Here is a 19,042-nt window from a genome sequence, read left to right on the forward strand (position 1 = left end):
GCGGCTACTTCACCACAATCTCTTGCAGGCCGAACCGTTTGGCGGCGGCCTCAAGCCGGCCGTCCTTCTTGATGCGGGCGACGAAGTCATTGACCTGCTGCAACATCTCGGCGTCACCGGGTTTGATCGGATAGGCATAGGGCAGCACGAAGAAGGGCTTGCTCGGCGCCACCAATCTTGCCCAGTCGGCGTTGTCAAGCAGGCGCCGGCTGTAGGGGAAATCGGTCATGAAGACATCAACCCGGCCGGCTTCAAGTTCTTGCTCGCGGCTTTGCGGAGGCTTGATGATGACGGCGCGGGCCTGCTTCAAGGCCGCCAGCATCACCGGCTCCATAAAAGTGCCGCCTTGCACCGCGACCTGCACGCCGGGCTTGTCGATATCGTCCCAGCTGCGGATTTGACGATTGCCACGCGTGGTCACGCCGTAGATATCGCTTTGCAGATAGGGCTTGGAAAAGCTCAGGTGCTGGGCCCTGGCCGGCAGCACACCGACCCCGAACATCGCGATGTCGCAGTGTTCGCTGCTCAGATCCTCGATCAGCTTGGGGAAGGAGGAGTCGATGTACTCAAGCTTGACGCCCAGATCCTTGGCCAGTTCGGCCGAGAGTTCAATGTCGATGCCACCCAACTGCTGCGTCTTGGGGTTGCGCAAGCTGATGCCGTAATAGTCCGGCCAGATGCAGACCCGCATCAGCTTGCTGCTCTTGATGCGGTCCAGTACCGCGCCGGCGGCGGCAGGGCCGGCGGCCAAGGCCATCAGCAGCGCCAGCACGCTGATCCCCGCTGTCACCAGCGGCGTCACGACATTGAACTTCCGCGTCATCGGCACTCTCCGGAATGCGGCAGCATGCGCCGCCTAGCCAATATATCCCGAGGCCGGCCGTCGGCATCCGCTCAATTAGCGCCTCTTCGCGCCGCTTGACTCGCCTTGTAGCGCGGAAATGGGCCGATTCGGGAAGGCTCAGGAGGCCAGGGTCGGCACCTGCCGGGCCAAGCGCTGCTGCAACCAGAAGGTGCGCAGGTCTTGCACCGAGAACAGCGCGTCGTCGAGCAAAACGTCTTGATCGACTTCTTCGTCTTCGTCGTACTGCTCGTCGATATAGGCCTCGAGCTGATCGCCCGGCGGCATCGCCACCGCCGCCACGCCCATCAGCATCGCATCCAGCATCTGCCCGTCTTCGCTGTCTTCATCGAAGATATACCAGTCGGCCTCATTGTCCTCAACCGCCTGCATAAAGCCCTCGACCCACATCAGGCCGTTCGGCGGCAGCTGCTCCAGCTGCTCGGCCGTCAGCACGCCTTGGCTCAAGAGGCCGGCCTTGGTGGCTTCGTCAAACTCGGTGATCAGCGGCTCGATCAGCATCGCTTCCGGGTCGGCGCCGAGGGCGACCGGCTCCAGGCTGAGCGTGATCTCGTTCCAGCGTTCATGCAGCACGGTCATGAACTCTTCGGTGACGTCTTGCTCGTCGAGCTCATCGGCCCAATCGTCACCGAACAGCGCGTCCATTGCTTCCAGCGGGCCGGCGTCGGTCGGCCCGACGATCAAGGCGGTCAGGTAGCCGTCCAGCGTGTCGATCGGCACCGCGTCTTCGTCTTCGGGCGTATTGGCGGCCAGCATTTGCAAGAGGGCAGCCAGGCGTTCGGCGTTGGCATGGTCAATCGTGGTGCTGTCGTTCATTGCTGTGTCCTGCTGATCAGTGGTTTAGGTCGCGATTGTCCGCTGAAGCTCGGCCCTGACCGAGTGAGCGGCCATAAAAAAACCACCCGGAGGTGGCTCTTCACAATTGCGGGTTGAATCAAACCCGACGGCGGCGTTGCAACAGGACCAAGAGGCCAAGACCTGCGAGCAAGGTTGCGTAGGTGGAGGGTTCGGGTACCGGCGTTGGAGGGACGAAGGATTGCGCCCAAGATTTTGCGTAGCCTGTCAAAAGAAATTCTGCTCCAGACGTGTTTTGAAAACTTGCCAAGATGGTTCCACTGTTACTAACTTGGCCGGCCTTGCCATGCAATCCGGCACTTAAGACTCCAGTCGATCCAAGACGCGTATTGCTACCCGTTTGCGTGAATTCCATCTGTGCTATGGCATCTGACCTTTCGGGACCTCTGGCGGTCTGCCCAATTGTCGTTGCTGCAGACACGGAAGCATCTCCGCTTAAAACAAAGATCGCATTTTTGCTGAGGGAAAAGTTCAGGTAAATCGTGCTTCTCGCTGTGCCATAGGAAAAGGTTGAGGCCGCTGCTGCGTTGAGCGCAAAGCTGTCAAGCGCAGTACCGCCGGTCAATGACGCCTGAACGATCCCATTGCCGCTGTCCATATAGGCAATGCTAGGAAGTGAGGCTCCTCCCGAGGTGACACCCTCCGTGGATTCTGCTTCGACCATATGCGAAGCCAATCCAAGAAAGGTCGCCGACGCCGAAATGCCGTCGTTGAGGTCGGTGTCGATGACGTAGTACTTGAGGTTGCCAAGACTGGTGAAGGCGGTGCCATCTGCTAAAGCCAATTCGCAGCCGAGCAATCCCAAAACAGCAGCCAAGCTGATTTCCAAACTTTGACGTCGCATAGTCTCTCCCTGATCTTTTCGATTTCACAAGATCGGGATATTGCCACCGTATAGATAGGAAATTAGCGGTACCCCACTACTTAAGGGGGAGGTATTACCCTAGAACCCCTGAGGCCCTGCAAACTAAAGCTTGGCGCTTACCCATCCCACCACGCTGGCCAATGCCGCCGGCAAGGCTGCGGGTACTGTGCCGCCTGCCATCGCCAGATCGGCCTTGCCACCACCCTTGCCGCCACATTGCTGGGCGACAAAATTGACCAGTTCGCCGGCCTTGAAGCCGCGGGCCATATGGTCGGCTGTCACGCCGGCCGCCAAATTGACCTTGTCGCCATCGACCGCGCCCAGCACGATCACCGCCGATTGCATCTTGTCCCGCAGCTTGTCGATGGTTTCGCGCAGGGTCTTGGCATCGGCACCGCTCAGCGTCGCCGTCAGCACCTTGACACCTTGCACATCAACGGCCTGGCTCAGCAACTCGTTGCTCTGCGCCGAGGCCAGCCGGCTCTTGGCGGCAGCCAAGTCTTTTTCCAGCGACTTGACCTGGTCCAGCACTGCATGCAGACGCGTTTCCAGCTCGGCCGGCGCGGTCTTCAAGGCCTGAGCGGCGCGGCCGACTTGGTTCTCCAGGGACTGGCAATAGGCCAAGGCGTTGTCGCCGGTGACGGCTTCAATCCGGCGCACGCCGGCGGCCACGCCGCCTTCGCTGACGATCTTGAACAGACCGATATCGCCGCTGGCCTTGACGTGGGTGCCGCCGCACAGCTCTTTGGAGCTGCCGATCGTCAACACGCGCACGGTCTCGCCGTATTTCTCGCCGAACAGCATCATCGCACCGCTCTTCTGGGCGTCGTCCAGCGCCATCACTTCGGCGGAGGCGGCGGCATTGGCCAGCACCTCGGCGTTGACGATCGCTTCGATCTTGGCGATCTCCTCGGCCGTGACCGGCGCGTTATGCGCAAAGTCAAAGCGGGTGCGCTCGGCATTCACCAGCGAGCCCTTTTGCTGCACATGGCTGCCCAGCACTTCGCGCAAGGCCTTGTGCATCAAGTGAGTGGCGCTGTGGTTGCGCACCGATTTGATGCGCAACTCGGCGTCGACCTTGGCGGTGAACACATCGCCGACCGCGACCGCGCCTTCAAGCACGCGGCCATGGTGGCCGAATACATCGGCCTGAATCTTCAGCGTGTCTTCCACCGCGAAGCGGCTGCTTGGGTTGCGCAGCTCGCCCGCGTCACCGGCTTGGCCGCCGCTCTCGGCGTAGAAAGGCGTGTGATCCAGCACCACCACCGCATCGTCGCCGGCCTTGGCCGAAGCGACGCTGACGCCGTCGATATAGACGGCCGTGACCTTGGACGTCTCGCAGACCAGGTGCTCATAGCCGTGGAAGGCGGTCGGCACGCCGGCATAGGCGAGGCCTTGCGCCATCTTGAACTTGCCGGCTGCGCGGGCCTGCGTGCGCTGGCGCGCCATCGCGGCGTCGAAGCCGGCTTGATCAACCGTCACATCGCGCTCGCGGCAGACATCGGCGGTCAGGTCGACCGGGAAGCCAAAGGTGTCATGCAGCTTGAAGGCCAGCTCGCCGTCGAGTTGCTTCAGGCCCGGCGTCAGCGCGCCTTCCAAGATTTCCATGCCATTGGCGATGGTCTGGAAGAAGCGCTCTTCTTCCTGGCGCAGCACTTCGGTCACGCGGGCTTGTGCCTGGCGCAGCTCAGGGTATGCGTCGCCCATCTGGTTGACCAACTCCCCCACGATCTTGTGGAAGAAGGTGGTGCGGGCGCCGAGCTTGTAGCCATGGCGGATGGCGCGGCGCGCGATGCGGCGCAGCACATAACCGCGACCTTCATTGCCCGGGATGATGCCGTCCACGATGGTGAAGCTGCAAGCGCGGATATGGTCGGCGATGACCTTCAGCGAGGCGCTGTCCTTGTCGCAGTCCAGCGCGCCGGCTTCGTCGACGGCCTTCTTGGCCGCTTCGAGCAGCGCGGAGAAGGTGTCGATCGAATAGTTCGAGTGCACATGTTGCAGCACCGCCGCCAAGCGCTCCAGGCCCATGCCGGTATCGACCGAGGGCTTGGGCAACTTGTGCATCACACCGTCTTCGGTGCGGTTGAACTGCATGAAGACGTTGTTCCAGATTTCGATATAGCGGTCGCCGTTTTCGTCCGGGCTGCCGGGTGGGCCGCCGGCCACTTCGGGGCCATGGTCGAAGAAGATTTCGGTGCAAGGCCCGCAAGGCCCGGTGTCGCCCATCATCCAGAAGTTGTCGCTCAGGTAGCGGCCGCCCTTGTTGTCGCCGATGCGCACGATGCGCTCGGCCGGGATGCCGACCTTTTTGTTCCAGATCTCGTAGGCCTCGTCGTCCTCGGCGTAGACCGTCACCCAGAGCTTTTCGGCCGGCAGGTGGAAATGCTCGGTCAGCAGCTCCCAGGCGTAGGCAATCGCGTCTTCCTTGAAATAGTCGCCGAAGCTGAAATTGCCCAGCATCTCGAAGAAGGTGTGGTGGCGCGCGGTGTAGCCGACGTTGTCGAGGTCGTTGTGCTTGCCGCCGGCGCGTATGCATTTCTGGCTGGTGGTGGCGCGGCTGTAGGCGCGCTTGTCAAAGCCCAGGAACACATCCTTGAACTGGTTCATGCCGGCGTTGGTGAACAGCAGCGTCGGGTCATCGCCGGGCACGACCGGGCTGGACGCGACTATCTGGTGACCCTTGCTCTCGAAGAACTTCAGAAAGGTCGAACGGATTTCTGCTGCTTTCATTCCCGGGGGCTTTCTGCTGTGACTGCGCTGGTGAGTGCAGTAAATGCTTGATTTTTGGAGCTTTTGATTATAAGGGCGGGGGGTGACCCAGCCGCGACAGCGAGTTCATCGAGAGCGGTTAGAGTGCTGACTCAATACCTGCGCATTAGGAGATGGACAAATGACGAGCAACAAGATTTCACCGCTGGCCGGCCTGGATGACGCCAGCCTTTTGCGCACGCAGGCGCTGATCAATGGCGAATGGGTCGCCGGCGGCGCTCAGTTCGCCGTTACCGACCCGGCCACTGGCGCCTTGCTGGCCGAGGTGGCCAATCTGGGCGCGGCCGAGGCCGAGAGCGCCATCGCCGCCGCCAACAATGCGCTCGCCCCCTGGCGCGCCAAGACCGCCAAGGAGCGCGGCGCCATTCTGATGCGCTGGCAACAATTGCTGATCAAACATGCCGACGACCTGGCCCGCATCATGACGGCCGAGCAGGGCAAGCCCTTGGCCGAGGCGCGCGGCGAGGTGGTCTACGGCGCCAGCTTCATCGAGTGGTTTGCCGAGGAAGGCAAGCGCATCTACGGCGAAACCATCCCGACCACCGACAACAACAAGCGCTATCTGGTCATCAAGCAGGCAATGGGCGTTTGCGCGGCGATCACGCCCTGGAACTTCCCCGTCGCGATGATCACCCGCAAGGTGGCGCCCGCCTTGGCCGCCGGTTGCACGGTGGTGATCAAGCCGGCCGAGGCGACGCCGCTGTCGGCGCTGGCCGTGGCCGAGTTGGCGCAGCGCGCCGGCATGCCGGCCGGGGTCTTGAATGTGTTGACGGCCGACGCGGACAACTCGGTCGCCATCGGCCATGTGCTGTGCGACAGCGATGTGGTGCGCCATCTGTCCTTCACCGGTTCGACCGAGGTCGGCCGCATCCTGGCCCGCCAATGCGCGCAGACGGTCAAGAAGCTGTCACTCGAGTTGGGCGGTAACGCGCCTTTCATCGTGTTTGACGATGCCGACCTGGACAGCGCGGTCGAGGGCGCCATCGCCAGCAAATACCGCAACGCCGGCCAGACCTGCGTCTGTGCGAATCGCTTTTATGTGCAGGCCGGCGTGTACGACGCCTTCCTCGAGAAACTGGCGGCCAAGGTGGGCGGCTTGAAGGTGGGCAATGGCTTCGAGCCGGGCATCAACGTGGGTCCGCTGATCGATGAGGCGGCCGTTGCCAAGGTCGAATCGCATGTGGCCGACGCGCTGGCGCTGGGTGCGCGCCTGGTGGCCGGCGGCAAGCGCTCGGTCGAGACCGGCGCGCAATTCTTCGAGCCGACCTTGCTGGCCGACGTGACGCCGGCCATGCTCTGCTCGCGCGAAGAAACCTTCGGCCCGGTGGCGCCGGTGTTCAAGTTCACGAGCGAGGCGGAAGTGATCGCCTTGGCCAATAACACCGAGTTCGGACTGGCCAGCTATTTCTACAGCCGCGACATCGGCCGCGTTTTCCGTGTCGGCGAGGCGCTGGAATACGGCATGGTCGGCATCAACACCGGCCTGATCGCCACCGCCGAAGTGCCGTTTGGCGGCGTCAAGCAAAGTGGTCTGGGCCGCGAGGGCGCGCATCAGGGCGTGGATGATTATGTGGAGATCAAGTATCTGTGCTTGGGGGACATCAACAAGTGATGCCTCGGTAGACGCCGAACGAAAAAGAGGCCCCTCGCGAGGGGCCTCTTTGTTTGTTGGCAACCACAAATGCCTTCCGGCATTTGTGTGCGAGCTCAGAACTCGTAGCGAAGCGTGACTTGAACGGCCCACTGCGATTCGCCCTTGGCCTGGCGTGTTTCATAGTCATCGGCGTCCAGCACGCTGTAGACATATTTGCCATTTTCCATGCCGGCGAAGTTCACAAAGCCGCGACGATTGCCGCCGTTTCCGCCACCGGCGGTGAACGGGATTTCGTCGATATGGCCCCATTTCTTGTTCAGCATATTGCCGAAGTTGAGCATGTCCAGCGAGACCACGCCCTTCTGGTTGCCGAAGAAGCCGGGTACTTCCTGGCTCAGGCGCAAGTCAAAGGTGTTGGCGAACTTGGACTTGGCCGTGTTGCGGCCGATCACGCCGCCCTTGGCCGAGCTGAGGTCCGCATTGCCATCCACGACAGCCCAGAACTTGGCTTCTGCCGCAGCGCCGGAGGCCGCCACGGTTTGACCCGGCAGACGGAACAGCACTTCGCCCGAACCCGCAGCTGTGGGGATGTACATCAAGTCATTGCCGCTATAGCCGTCGCCGTTCATATCGTTCTTGAAGGTCCAGCTATAGGGCTTGCCGGCGCGGCCTTCATAGAACAGACCGAAGGTGGTGCGGTACTTGCCGATCAAGGCTTGCGACCAGTTCAGCGAGCCGTTGAAACGGTCTTTGATCAAGGACGAGGAGGTCGAGTTGACTTCTTCGTTCGGGTTGAAGACCGCACGGTTGGCGTAGTTGGAGCCCGAGGTCGAGGAGGTCAGCGGGCTGACTTCCTTCGCATTGGTGCGGGTGTAGGCCGCTTGCCAGCCCCAGCCCAGGTTTTGCTGCGACAAGCTGAAGGTCAAGGCGTCGCCGCCGCCCTGCGAGGTGCGCTCGGCCAGCAAGACGTTGCCCCAGTTCTTGTCACGCAAGGCCTTGGAGTTGGCGCCGCAACCGGTCGTGGCGGTTGAGCCGCCGGCCGTCCAGCAACCGGTGCTCAGGCCCTTGGCGTCGTAATACAGCTCGCGACCGTCAATGCCCTTGACGGCACTTGGTGCACCCAGGTTCAGGTGCTTGTAGTAGATGCCGTCCTGCGTCTTGGTGTGCAACCATTCGGCGCCGGCCACCAGGCCCGCCCAAGGTAGCTCGGTGTCCAGGGCGAGGTTCATCTTCCAGACCGAAGGCTGCTTCAGCTCGGTGGAGATGAAATCGATATTGGCGGCCGGTGGCACACCCTTGATTTCCTGCTGGCTGGCCGGGTCAGCATTGAACTTGACCGTGTTGCAAGGCACGGTGGTCGCGCCGCAGCTGAAGTTGGCCGTCGCCATGCCGGTGTTCGAGAAGGGGTTGGACAACCAGACATTGGCCGCCGCACCTTGGAACAAACCGAAGCCGCCCCGCAGCTGCGACTTCTTCTTCTCCAGGCCGGCAAAGGCGTAGTTGAAGCCGACGCGAGGTTGGAACAGCTTTTGGCCATCAATGGTCTGGCTGTTGTTGTAGCCAAACTTAGTCAGCGCGGCCTGATTGAATAAGGGGCTGTCGCCGGTCTTGGCTTGATCCAGACGCAGGCCACCGGTCAGCGTCAGCTGATCATTGACGGTCCAGGTGTCCTGCACAAACAGACCGATGTTCTGCAAGGTCCAGTTGGCCGCGCCGCTGTCTATCGTGTTGCCGTTGAGAGGCAGTTGCACCGAGTAGGACGAAGGGACGCCGGCAGACCACAGGGCGGCCGGATCGGCGCCCCGGAATGTGTAAGTGCCCTTGGTGTTTTGCAGGAAGGCGTTGAAGGTGTCGTTGGAGGCATAGTCGCCGCCGAACTTCATTTCATGATCGCCCTTGACCCAGTTGCCGGCCAGATAGGCGTCCAGCGTCTTGGTGTGCAACTCGTTGAAATGGCGGCTGTTCTCGGTGCCGAAGAACAGCGTGCGATCGTTCTGGTAGATGCCGCCGGCCTTGGGATCACCCGGGAAGACCAGGCCGATCTGTGGCAGGTTGGCGTTGTTCGTTGGCGTGCTGTCGTACTTGCGGTTGGAGATCTTGAACTCGGTCGAAAAGTCCGGGGTCCAGTCGGCAAACCATTGGCCGACGACGGTCTCGATGTCCTTCTTCTGGGTCCACCAGTAGCTGCTCAAGGACAGCGCGGTTGAGCCGAAACCGGCAAAAGTCGGCTCGCCCTGCTCGGTCTTGGCGTAGCGTAGGCTGGCGCGGTGCTGCGCGTTGATGTTCCAGTCCAGCTTCAGCAAATAGTCCTTGACCGCCAACTCGGTGCCGGCCGGGATGTCGGACGTGCCAATGTCGATGCCTTTGGCCTTGGCCACCGCCTGAGCGGCGGCAATCTGTGCCGGCGTGATGCCCACATTGGTCATCGCACTGCCAACCGGACCATAGGCGGGCGCGGCGCGGGTGCTCTTCAGCTCTTCATAGCTGCCGAAGAAGAACAAGGTGTCCTTGATGATCGGGCCGCCCAGCGTAAAGCCCTTGGTGTCTTCCTTGAAGCTGGGTGGATCGTAGAAGCTGTCCTTGACGCGGTCATAGCGCTTGCCGGCCATGCTGTCATCGCGATAGACGTAATAGACGCTGCCCTTGAACTCGTTGGTGCCGGACTTGGTCACCGCATTGATGTTGGCGCCGGTGTAGCCCTGCTGCGTGACATCGTAGTTGGACAGGTTGACCTGCACCGCCTGGATCGCATCGATCGAGATCGGCTGCTTGGCCGTCGGCATATTGTTGGCCTCGAGGCCGAAGGTGTCGTTGGTGCGCACACCGTCGATGGTCAGCGAGTTGAAGCGAACGTTCTGGCCCAGGGCCGAAATTTCGCCGCGTTCCTTGTCGGTTTGCGCCACACGTGGGTCGCTGCGGGCGTAGTCCTGCAGATTGCGCGCGATCGAGGCCTGCGCTTCCAGTTCCTTGCGGCCAATGCTGGTGCCGGCACCCATGGACGAGGAGTTGAAGCGGTTGTTGGCCGCGCTGCTGCCCGCGACAACCACGGTGCTGAGTTGCTGGGCGCCCAGCGTCAGGTCGATGGCTTGGTTCTCAGCCAACTGCAGATAAACGGCTTCGCGGACAACCTTGTCGCCGCCCTTGCTGACGGTGATGATGTAAGGGCCACCTACGCGCAGGCCACGCACCGAGTAGCGCCCATCCGCGTCGGTGACCAGATTGTTGACCGAGCCGGACTCTTGGTGAGCGACGGCAACGTTTGCGCCAGCGACGGGTTTACCGTCGGCGGTGGTCACACGGCCGCTGACCGCCGAGGTCGTGTTCTGCGCCATTGCGGGCGCTGCTGCCACGATGGCAATCGTTGAAATGGCAGCGCAGACCGCCGTCCGTGAAAACTCTGACCAACACCTATTGCTCATCGCAAAGACTCCTCAAAAAAACGCAGATATGCGTAAAAAACCATTAACAAAAATGTACACCGAAGGTGCGCGCAAACGTTTACTTGGTTTGCAAATGCGCGCCATCGCCACATTGAAGAAAGCCCGTCTTGCAAAATTTCAAGCCTTGTGCAAGCAACTGGAAAATCAGAGCCGGGCCTCAGTTCCTGGGCAAGTAAACGTTTGCGCAAATTCATTACCAGCAAATTTTGTGCCTGCTTTGCCGTTTTGCTTCCCCTTGCAGGGTTGCCTCGCAAACGCGACGCCAGTGGATCTTGACCTTGCGACGAGGCACTGCCGCACAAAGCACTCAAACAAACAAAAATTGACTCAAATCCACAAGCTTCTTGGCGGAGTTTGCGGTTTGAATGTGCAAGCTATGTGACGGCTGAGGATTTTCAAGGCTGTGTAGCGTTTGTGCGACAGGGGTGGCTGAGCCGACACCGGGCAGTGCGGCTGGCTGATCCGAAGGTCGGGCGGGGCGGCGTTAAGATCCGCCGCCCTTGGCCTTTCAAATGGCCAAACCTTGTCTACCGGAGCCTGTCTTGATGTCGCCTACTCATTCCCGTCTTGCGCAGCAGGCCAGCGAGCGCGCGTGCTCACCGGCTCCGAAGTCGACTTCGGCTGCGTTGCTAGCGGCCTTGTTCGCTTTGTGCTTGTCGGCTTGTTCCACTCGGGAGCCCTTGCCGACCTCGACTGCGCCGGCAACGCGTGAGTTGAGCATCTTTTCGATCAACGACTTTCACGGCCATATTCAACCCAAGTCCCCGACGCCCTTGATGCCGCGCCTGCCCGACGCGCAGACCGGTGAGATCAAGCCGCAGGCCGCCGGCGGGATCGCCTATCTTGCTGCGGCGATGAGCAAGCTGCGCGCCGGGCGAGAGCATTCGGCGTTTGTCGCGGCCGGCGATTTGATCGGCGCCTCGCCCTTGCTGTCTTCGCTGTTGAAGGATGAGCCCAGCCTGGCCGCCTTGGGTGAACTTGATCTGGTCGCCAGCGCCTTGGGGAATCATGAGTTGGACGCCGGCTTGTTCGAACTCGCCCGCAAGGCCAAGGGCGAATGCCCGAAAGATGGCTGCGCTTGGCCAGGCTACAAGGGGCCGGGCTTCCCCTACCTGGCGGCTAATATGTTAGATGCACAGACCGGAAAGCCGATTCTGGGTACTCATGTCATCAAGGAAATTGCCGGTTTCAAGGTCGCTTTTGTGGGCGCCGTGACGCGCGACACGCCGATGGTCGTGGTGCCCAAATCAATTGTCGGCCTGCGCTTTGCGGACGAGGCCGACACGCTCAATGCGCTGCTGCCACAGCTGCGCGCCGAAGGTGCACAAATCTTGGTGGCCGTGATGCATGAAGGTGCAACGCATCAAGGTGGTGCGAATGACGCCAGCTACGAATGCCCGGGTCTGCAAGGGCGCGGTGTCGATATTGCGCGCCGCCTTGACCCGGCCTACGCCGTCATCATCAGCGGCCATACCCACCAGGCCTATACCTGCAAGATCAACGGGCGGCTGCTCGTGCAAGCGGGCAGTTATGGCGGCTGGGTGACCGAGAGCCGGCTCACGCTCGACGCCGGTGGCAAGGTATTGAACTCACAGGCGGTCAATCATCCGGTCTTACAGTCCGTCTACGCGCCGAACCCGGCCTTTGTGGCCTTGGTGCAGCGTGCCGCCGAGTTGACGGCCGCCGTGCGCAACAAGCCGGTGGCCGAGTTGAAGCAGGGCGCGCAGCGCTCGTCTGCGGCGCCTTACGGCGATTCGCCGCTGGGCAATCTGGTCGCCGACTCGCAGCTGGCCTATGCCAAGAAGCGCGGCCCGGCCGACCTGGCTTTGATGAATCCGGGCGGCATCCGCGCCGACCTGACGGTGGAGCCCGGCCGTCCGGTGACGATGAGCGATTTGTTCGCGATCCAGCCCTTTGCAAATGAGTTGGTGGTGATGACGATCAGCGGCGCGCAACTGCGCGACTTGCTGCAGCGCCAATTGCCCAAGGGCGATGCGCCGCCGCGCTTATTGCAGGTGTCGAACAGCCTGCGCTACCAATGGCGGATGGGCGCGGATGGCGTGGCGCAACTCCTCAATGTCACCGTTGGCGGCCAGCCCTTGGACATGGCGCGCAAGTACCGTTTGGTCGTGAATAATTTCATGGCCGAGGGGGGCGACGATCAAGGTGTCTTGCGCCAGGGGAGCGAGAGGGCCAGCATCGGCGTGGACGTGGATGCGATGGTCGAGTTGTTGCAGGAAAATCCGGCCGCAGCGACGCAGATTTCGCCCGGGCGTATTCAACGTTTGCCGGCGGCAAATTAGGCGATAGGCGCGCGCCCTGCGCGAAGAAGGCGTTACGCTAGCGGCTCTGTGGCGTCGCGTAAACAGCAAGGGGTGGGAGATTGGAGCACAAGCGGCCTCGAGGCTTGCCGGCCGGGGTAGACCCGAGTCGACTGAAGGCCCTGATCATCGATGAGGGCGAGCTGACCCGTTCGGTGCTCAGCAATATGCTGCGCGATCTTGGTGTGGCTCATGTTCATTCGGCCAGGCGGCCGGAGGCGGCGCGCAGCATGATCAAGGGCGCCTCGCCGGCCTACGACATCATCATCACCGACTTCCACTTCTCGCGCCAAAGCTCGCATGATTTGACCGGCCAGGACCTGCTTGACGAGTTGCGCCAAGCGCGCGGGCTGCCGATGCAGACCGCCTTCATCATGGTCACCGATGAGGCCCGCTATCAGCATGTGGCCGACGCCGTCGAGGGCGCACTCGATGACTATTTGCTCAAGCCCTTCAATGCACGCCAGTTTGATGAGCGGCTGCGCGTGATTCTTGAGCGCAAGCATGCGTTGCGGGAGGTCTTTGCGGCCATCGATGCGAGCGACTTTGTGCTGGCCGCCCAGCTCTGCGAGGCCATGTTTGCGGCCAGCGCCACCTACCGCGTCTATGCGGCAAGGATTGGCTCGGAGCTTTATCTGCGGCTGGGGCAAATCGACGCGGCCAAGCGCATGTTCGAGGCTTTGCTGGCGACAAAGGCTGTGCCCTGGGCGCGGCTAGGCCTGGCGAAAATTGAGTTGGCCAATGCCGACTCGGCGACCGCTTGCCGCACGCTGGAGACGCTGCTGGCCGATAACCCCGCCTATGTGGACGCCTACGACGTTTATGGCCGAGCCTTGCTGGAGGAGATGAAGTTTGAGGCCGCGGTAGAGATGCTAGGCAAGGCCGTTCAAATCACGCCGGGCAATGTGGCGCGGCTTCAAAAGCTGGGCTCACTTCAGCTCTTTTTGGGTGATAGCGAAGCGGCGGCCCGGCATCTGGGCGCGGCCTTGAACATAGGCCTGCATTCGCGTGCGCTTGATTTTCAAGGTGTGGTGGCGCTGGGCATTGCTTGCGTGGATACCGGCGACGAAGATGGCTGCGACCGTGCTCAGCAATGTCTGCAGGACGCCATTGCCCGCTACCCGACCTATAGCTATCGTCTGCAGATGCTGGTGTTGGCGCTGGAGGCCGCGATGTCTATGCTGCTGCGCCGGCAGGAGGCAAGCCTGGCGGCGCTGGGGCAAATGGCGGCGCAGCTTGACCAGCCGGAATTCACCTTCGAGATGGCCTGCAACCTGCTGCAGCTATTGTCCCGTTGCGCCCGCAATCAACGGGTGCCCGGCGCCATGCGCTGGGCCGAGTTGGCGGCGCAGCGCTATGCGATCTCGAAACCCCGCACGCGCTTGCTGGAGATGGCCGCGGTGCAGCTGCCTTCGCTGGAGACGGCGGTGCGCAATGCCGCGGCCGGCATCAATGAAGCGGCCCGTGATGCGATGACGCATCTGGTCAGCAAGAAGCACCAGCTCACCTTGGAGGCCTTGTTGGAGCTGGCCGGGCGCAGCCTCAATACCCGCATCATCAAGCTGGCTCGCGCCACCTTGAACCACCATGGGCAGCAGCTCCCCGCGCCGCTGGCGCAGCGGATCGGGGAGGGCATTGATGACTTGCATCAGCGCTATGCCGAGGGTGGCCACCGCATTGTCGAGCGGCGCGAATGAGCCGGGGGGCGATGCGTTGTCGCCCCTCAGCTCCGATTCAATTGCTGCTGGATTTCGTCGCGCACATGCTCGGCCAGCAGGCGCCGGTCGGCATGGACCGTCGCCATCGGCTGCAGCACCTGCACCTTGACGCCCAAGCCCTTGGCGGTCAATACCAGCCAAAGACTTTGGACCAAGGTCGTGTCGCCGATGAAGCGGGCGGAACTGCTGAAGCGTTCGCCGGGCTCGAACCAGCGCAGCACCAGCGGCTGGATTGGCGTCTCGGTCGAGATCGCCGCTTGCAGCAGATTGCCGTGAAAGGGCAGCAGCTCGGGGCCGGCGCTGGTCGTGCCCTCGGGGAATACGGCCACCGTGTCGCCGGCCTTCAGGGCCTCGGCCGTCTGGTGCACGACCCGCAAGGCGTCGCGCTTGCTGGCGCGCTCGATGAAGAGCGTGCCCACGCCGTCGACCAGCCATCCCACCACCGGCCAATGCTTGACATCGGCCTTGGAAACAAAACGAGCCTCCGGGATCACCGCATGCACGGCGGCGATATCCAGCCAGGAGATGTGATTGGCGACCAGCAGCTTGGCGCCAGGTCTTGCGGCAAGACCCGACACCTCCAATTGAACGCCGAAGATGGCCAGCATCTTGCCGGACCAGCGCTTGATATGGGCCTGCCTGGCCGGCATGTCCAAGCCGCCAAAGCGCAGCTTGATCAAGGCCAGGCCGTGCAGCACATGCAGGCTGAAACGCAAGAGCCGATAGACCGCGAGCAAATTCCTCATGCGGCTTGGGCCACCTCTGGCGCGGCCTCGAACGCGATATGCCCTGCCACCAAGGTGTAGCGCACTTTTGCCGGCAGCTCGAAGCCGCTGGTCTCATAGGCGAACGGCGTGTGTTTGCCCTGGCTGCTCAAGCCTGCAGGCGTTACGGCCCAATGTGCGGCCGGGTCGAACACGCAGATGTCGGCGACGCCGCCGCTCACCAAACGGCCCGCACTGGCGCCCAGCGAACCCAGCGCTTGGCCCAAGACCTGCACCGGCTTGGCGGTGACAACCTCCAAGGCGCGCGCCACGCTCAAGCCCTCGTCGGCCGCCCAGCGCAGGGCCAGGCTCAAGAGCAGCTCCAGGCCGGTGGCACCCGGCGTGGCTTCGGCAAAGGGCACGTTCTTCTCATCGGCGGTGACCGGCATATGGTCGCTGACCAAGGCGTCCAGCGTGCCGTCCGCCAAGCCGGCGCGCAGCGCATCGCGGTCTCGGCCCTGGCGCAGCGGCGGCGTCACGCGCATCGCGGGGTTGAAGTAACCGATATCCACATCGGTCAGGTGCAGCGAGTTGATCGACACATCGGCGGTCAGCTTCAGGCCCTCAAGCTTGGCTGCGCGCACCAAGGCGACGCCGGCTGCGCTCGAAATACGGCAGATGTGCACGCGCGCGCCGGTCGAGCGCATCAGCTCGAAAATGGTGTGCAGCGCGACGGTCTCGGCCATTACCGGCACGCCGCTCAGGCCCAGCCTTGTCGCCATCGCGCCACTGGCCGCGACGCCGCCGCCCAGATAAGCGTCTTGCGGGCGCAGCCAGACCTGATAGTCATAGGTCGCAGCATAGAGCAGGGCGCGCGCCAGCACCAAGGTGTCGCGCACTGGCACTTCGGCCTGCGAGAAACCAATGCAACCGGCCTCGGTCAACTCAGCCATCTCGGTCAAGGACTGACCCTGCAAACCCTGCGTCAAGGCGCCGAGGGGAAAGAGCCGGCAACGGCTCAGCTTGCGGGCGCGGAACTTCAGCATTTCGACCAAGCCCGGCTCATCCAGCACCGGCTCGGTGTCGGGCGGGCAGACCAGGCTGGTGACGCCACCGGCCGCGGCCGCGGCCAACTCGCTCTCCAGCATGCCTTCATGTTCGTGACCGGGCTCGCGCAAACGCGCCGCCAAGTCGACCAGGCCGGGGGCGACGATCAGGCCGCCTGCGTCAATGACGCGGTCGGCAGCGAACTCGCTGGGCTCTCCCAGGGCCACGATGCGGCCGTTGGCAATCGCCAGGTCGCCGATGCAGTCAAGGCCGGAGGCGGGGTCGATCAATCGACCGTTCTTGATCAAAATCTTCATGCTTCGTTTCCAGCAAGTATCGACATCACCGCCATGCGCACCGCGATACCAAAGGTCACCTGCGGCAGGATCACGCTTTGCGCCCCGTCGGCCACCGTGGACGAGATTTCCACGCCGCGGTTGATGGGCCCCGGGTGCATCACGATCGCGTCGGGCTTGGCCAGCGCGAGCTTTTCCGGCGTCAGGCCGAAGTTCTTGAAGAACTCTCCGGCGCTGGGCAACATGCCGCCATTCATGCGCTCGTTTTGCAGGCGCAGCATGATGATCACGTCGGCGCCGCGCACGCCCTCGGCCATATCGTGGCAGACCCTGACGCCCATCTCCCGCAGGTCGCCGGGCACCAAGGTCTTGGGGCCGACGGCGCGAATCTCGGGCACGCCGAGGATGTTCAGCGCATGGATGTCCGAGCGGGCGACGCGCGAATGCACGATGTCGCCGACGATGGCCACCGTCAGATTGCGGAAGTCCTTCTTGAAATGCCGGATCGTGTACATGTCCAGCAGACCCTGCGTCGGGTGGGCGTGGCGGCCGTCACCGGCGTTGACCACATGCACATGGGGCGCGCAATGCTGGGCGATCAGATAGGGCGCGCCGCTCTCGCTGTGGCGCACGACGAACATATCGGCATGCATGGCGGACAGATTGGCCACGGTGTCGAGCAGGGTCTCGCCCTTGGCCGTTGAGCTGCGCGCGATGTCCAGATTCAATACATCGGCCGACAGGCGTTTGGCCGCGATCTCGAAGGTGGTGCGGGTGCGCGTGCTGTTCTCGAAAAACAGATTGAACACCGACTTGCCGCGCAGCAGCGGCACCTTCTTGACCTCGCGGTCATTGACCGAGAGAAAGCTGCCGGCGGTGTCCAGAATCTGATGAATATTGGCCTGCGGCAGGCCTTCGACGGAGAGCAGGTGGACCAGTTCGCCATGCTTGTTCAGTTGAGGATTGCGCTTGGAGAGCATGGGTCAGTCCCCCTTCAAATCAAATTGGAAGCGACCTTCGGCATCTTTGGCGAGCCGCAAACGTTGCTCGGCCGCCAGATGAATGCGCGCTGCGGAAAACGCCGGCTCGATCGGCAGCTCGCGCCCGCCGCGGTCCACCAGCACCGCCAGCGTCACGCTGGCCGGGCGGCCAAAGTCGAACAACTCGTTGATCACCGCGCGCGTCGTGCGGCCGGTGTACAGCACATCGTCGATCAGCAGGATGTGGCGCCCGCTGACGTCAAAAGGCAGCTTGGTGTGATCGGCGCTGGCGGACATGCCGCGCGAGCCGAAGTCATCGCGGTGCAGCGAGCTGGAGATCACGCCGGCGCTGCCCGCCAGGCCCAGATCGGCCTGCAAGCGCTCGGCCAGCCAGGCGCCGCCGGACCAGATGCCGACCAGCGCACTGTCCGGGCGCATCAGTTTGCGGACGCCCTGCAGCAGATCGGCATAAATCGCCTCGGCATCAAGTAGGAGTGTGCTCATGCGAGTCCTTTCGCCGGGCCGCCCCAAGAAAGGACTGCGCCCCCTCGGGGGGCAGCAAACAAGGTTTGCGTGGGGGTTGTCATATGTTCTCGTTAAAAAATTGTTCAAGAATCAGCGCGGCGGCGGTGGAGTCGACATCGCGAACGCCATAACTCTCGGCCTCGACGCTGGTGTAGCGCTCATCGACCTCAAATACCGGCAGCTTGAAGCGACCTTTGAGCTGGCGGCCGAAGCGGCGCGCGCGCTGGGTGATTTCATGTTCGGCACCGTCGGGATGAAAAGGTACGCCAATCACCAAGGCGTCGGGCTGCCAGTCCTTGATCAGCTTGGCGATCGCCAAAAAGCGCGCCTCGCCGTCAACGGCAATCGCTTTGAGCGGCTCGCCCCGGCCGGTGAAACGGCTGCCGTTGGCGACACCGACGCGTTTGGTGCCGAAGTCGAAGGCCAGCAGAGACTGCGCAGAGCTTGCCGACGAGATCATGCGTGACCGGCCTCTTGGCTCAGCATGCGGGGGTCGACGCCGAGCAAACCCAAGGCGCGCTCGTAACGCAGCTCAACCGGGGTGTCGAAAATAATTTCATGACTGGCTTCAACGGTCAGCCAGCCATTGCGGCCGATTTCTTCCTCCAACTGCCCCGCAGCCCAGCCGCTATAACCCAGGGTGACAAACACCCGTTTGGGGCCCGCGCCATTCGACAAGGCCTCGAGCACATCGCGGCTGGTGGTCATCTCAAGGCCGCCGGGCACGATCATGGTGGCGTTGTAATGGTTGCCGGCCGCGTCCAGCGGTTCATGCAGTACGAAGCCACGTTCGGGCTGAACCGGCCCGCCGTAGAACACCGGCCGATCCGCCAAGGCGTCTTTGGGGGGGCTCAAGTCGACTTTTTCAAATAGATTGCCAAGCGTCATCGCGATGGGCCGGTTGATGACCAATCCCAAGGCGCCGTTCTCGTTGTGCTCGCACATATAAATCACAGCGCCTTTGAAGCCTTCATCAAGCATGCCGGGCATGGCGATCAAAAATTGATTGGTGAGGACGATCCGGGCTTGTGACATGGCATCATTTTATTCGCCCATCGCTGGC

15 protein-coding genes are annotated in these 19,042 nt (G+C 62.5%); 4 read left to right on the top strand and 11 right to left on the bottom strand.

All coding sequences use genetic code 11. The features are described 5' to 3' along the window. Positions 1 to 4: 4 nt before the first annotated feature. From LNV07_RS01220 to alaS, 4 genes are all read right to left on the bottom strand, one after another. On the bottom strand, positions 5 to 823 hold the full coding sequence (locus LNV07_RS01220; RefSeq protein WP_397545511.1) for an ABC transporter substrate-binding protein: 819 nt from the start codon (positions 821 to 823) through the stop codon (positions 5 to 7). Positions 824 to 961: 138 nt separating this feature from the next. Continuing rightward, positions 962 to 1,678 carry a YecA family protein gene (locus tag LNV07_RS01225; protein WP_263569355.1) on the bottom strand — a complete coding sequence of 239 codons (717 nt, stop codon included), beginning with the start codon at positions 1,676 to 1,678 and terminating at the stop codon, positions 962 to 964. Positions 1,679 to 1,796: 118 nt separating this feature from the next. After that, entirely contained in the window at positions 1,797 to 2,561 is a 765-nt protein-coding gene (locus tag LNV07_RS01230; protein WP_263569356.1) for a PEP-CTERM sorting domain-containing protein, read from the bottom strand. 123 nt (positions 2,562 to 2,684) lie between these two features. After that, positions 2,685 to 5,315 (bottom strand): alanine--tRNA ligase, encoded by a 2,631-nt coding sequence (gene alaS, locus LNV07_RS01235; RefSeq protein ID WP_263569357.1) that lies wholly within the window; start codon positions 5,313 to 5,315, stop codon positions 2,685 to 2,687. A gap of 160 nt (positions 5,316 to 5,475) precedes the next feature. Between alaS and LNV07_RS01240 the strand changes: the two genes are divergently transcribed. Then, positions 5,476 to 6,966, top strand: a complete 1,491-nt coding sequence (locus LNV07_RS01240) for an NAD-dependent succinate-semialdehyde dehydrogenase (RefSeq protein ID WP_263569358.1) — start codon at positions 5,476 to 5,478, stop codon at positions 6,964 to 6,966. Positions 6,967 to 7,061: 95 nt separating this feature from the next. Here LNV07_RS01240 and LNV07_RS01245 read toward each other — a convergent pair whose 3' ends face one another. Beyond that, complete coding sequence (locus tag LNV07_RS01245; protein ID WP_318013657.1) at positions 7,062 to 10,298, bottom strand: TonB-dependent receptor; 3,237 nt, start codon at positions 10,296 to 10,298, stop codon at positions 7,062 to 7,064. 1 nt (position 10,299) lies between these two features. On the opposite strand from LNV07_RS01245, the gene LNV07_RS01250 reads away from it, so the two are divergent. From LNV07_RS01250 to LNV07_RS01260, 3 genes are all read left to right on the top strand, one after another. Continuing rightward, positions 10,300 to 10,770 carry a hypothetical protein gene (locus tag LNV07_RS01250; protein WP_263569359.1) on the top strand — a complete coding sequence of 157 codons (471 nt, stop codon included), beginning with the start codon at positions 10,300 to 10,302 and terminating at the stop codon, positions 10,768 to 10,770. A 298-nt stretch (positions 10,771 to 11,068) separates the two neighbouring features. Beyond that, positions 11,069 to 12,691: a bifunctional metallophosphatase/5'-nucleotidase gene (locus LNV07_RS01255; protein WP_263569360.1), complete on the top strand. Its 1,623-nt coding sequence runs from the start codon at positions 11,069 to 11,071 to the stop codon at positions 12,689 to 12,691. A gap of 104 nt (positions 12,692 to 12,795) precedes the next feature. Further along, a complete protein-coding gene (locus LNV07_RS01260; protein WP_263569361.1) occupies positions 12,796 to 14,406 on the top strand; it encodes a response regulator in 1,611 nt (536 codons plus the stop codon). A gap of 26 nt (positions 14,407 to 14,432) precedes the next feature. Here LNV07_RS01260 and LNV07_RS01265 read toward each other — a convergent pair whose 3' ends face one another. The 6 genes from LNV07_RS01265 to LNV07_RS01290 form a co-directional block, all read right to left on the bottom strand. Further along, a complete protein-coding gene (locus tag LNV07_RS01265; RefSeq protein WP_263569362.1) occupies positions 14,433 to 15,173 on the bottom strand; it encodes a lysophospholipid acyltransferase family protein in 741 nt (246 codons plus the stop codon). Next, complete coding sequence (locus LNV07_RS01270; RefSeq protein ID WP_263569363.1) at positions 15,170 to 16,495, bottom strand: dihydroorotase; 1,326 nt, start codon at positions 16,493 to 16,495, stop codon at positions 15,170 to 15,172. The genes LNV07_RS01265 and LNV07_RS01270 overlap by 4 nt, the downstream gene beginning before the upstream one ends. Continuing rightward, positions 16,492 to 17,454: an aspartate carbamoyltransferase catalytic subunit gene (locus LNV07_RS01275; RefSeq protein WP_263569364.1), complete on the bottom strand. Its 963-nt coding sequence runs from the start codon at positions 17,452 to 17,454 to the stop codon at positions 16,492 to 16,494. The genes LNV07_RS01270 and LNV07_RS01275 overlap by 4 nt, the downstream gene beginning before the upstream one ends. 3 nt (positions 17,455 to 17,457) lie before the next feature. Next, on the bottom strand, positions 17,458 to 17,958 hold the full coding sequence (gene pyrR / locus LNV07_RS01280; RefSeq protein ID WP_263569365.1) for a bifunctional pyr operon transcriptional regulator/uracil phosphoribosyltransferase PyrR: 501 nt from the start codon (positions 17,956 to 17,958) through the stop codon (positions 17,458 to 17,460). A 79-nt stretch (positions 17,959 to 18,037) separates the two neighbouring features. Then, the gene (gene ruvX, locus LNV07_RS01285; protein WP_263569366.1) at positions 18,038 to 18,439 is read right to left on the bottom strand and encodes a Holliday junction resolvase RuvX; all 402 of its coding nucleotides are present in this window, start codon (positions 18,437 to 18,439) and stop codon (positions 18,038 to 18,040) included. Beyond that, positions 18,436 to 19,014 (bottom strand): YqgE/AlgH family protein, encoded by a 579-nt coding sequence (locus LNV07_RS01290; protein ID WP_263569367.1) that lies wholly within the window; start codon positions 19,012 to 19,014, stop codon positions 18,436 to 18,438. The genes ruvX and LNV07_RS01290 overlap by 4 nt, the downstream gene beginning before the upstream one ends. Positions 19,015 to 19,042: the final 28 nt, after the last annotated feature.

The sequence above is a fragment of the Roseateles oligotrophus genome (assembly GCF_025717515.1).
GTDB classification, from domain to species: Bacteria; Pseudomonadota; Gammaproteobacteria; order Burkholderiales; family Burkholderiaceae_C; genus Paucibacter_A; species Paucibacter_A oligotrophus.